Genomic DNA, 780 nt, shown 5'->3' on the forward strand with positions numbered 1-780 from the left:
AACCTAATCTTATTCTCCCTACTCATGCCGTGATGACACGCTAAAAGTCGTTTCATGTCCGAGAATGTGCCGTCAAGCAGATTGGTCGTATTCGGGATGTTTAAATCAGGATATTGCTCAAACACAAACAGATAATCCAAATTGCGTTTTAGGCTGAAATACGCACTCCTGATATTCTTATGTGTGTAATGCGATTTGCCTGTTTCGGTGTTAAAGGTGCGTTCGTTCAGATAGCTTTGATACTGCTCAAACCACGTTTGCAGATCGTGTTCAAAGTCGGATTGCTTACTGTTTTTCAACGTCAATGCCAATCGCCAAAGTGCTTTGCCTGCTTCTGTTTTGGGATTGCGCGTTAAATAGCGACTGACGGTTTTAACCTGATGAAATTGACAAGCTGTACGGGAATATCAGGAAACATCTGTACCAAACCGCGTCGCCCATCACAAACAATGCTTTGTATTTCAATGCCTTTGGCTTTCAGGCTGCCTATTGCTGTGAAATATTGTTCGTTGGTTTCGTATTTGACTTCGCTGACGGATAGTGCTTTGCCGCTGATGCTGTCTATCAAAACCATGACGCCGAAACTGCGTCCGAAGTAAGTGGTGTCCATGATGACGTTGGCTGCTGCGGGAGAAATGAAATGCACCTTAATTTGAACTTTTTTGAGATGCCTCAGAATAGTCTGCCGACTGCATCCGTAAGTTTTGGCAAGCTGTGCGGCGGTCTGTTTGCCTTCGCTGTATGCCTGCCATATTTCCTGCGGATTAAGCCGTCTGCCGC

Annotated in this window: 1 protein-coding gene and 1 pseudogene; both read right to left on the reverse strand. The window is 45.1% G+C overall.

Annotated features, from left to right (window positions below):
• Positions 1-335 (reverse strand): annotated as a pseudogene (locus tag DBY90_RS13595) (hypothetical protein); the annotation flags it as partial.
• A 17-nt stretch (positions 336-352) separates the two neighbouring features.
• The coding region (locus DBY90_RS13600) for a helix-turn-helix domain-containing protein (RefSeq protein ID WP_321177674.1) at positions 353-780 on the reverse strand (428 nt) is incomplete at its 5' end.

Origin of the sequence: Neisseria mucosa (assembly GCF_003044445.1) — a bacterium.
In the GTDB taxonomy this organism is placed as follows: domain Bacteria; phylum Pseudomonadota; class Gammaproteobacteria; order Burkholderiales; family Neisseriaceae; genus Neisseria; species Neisseria mucosa_A.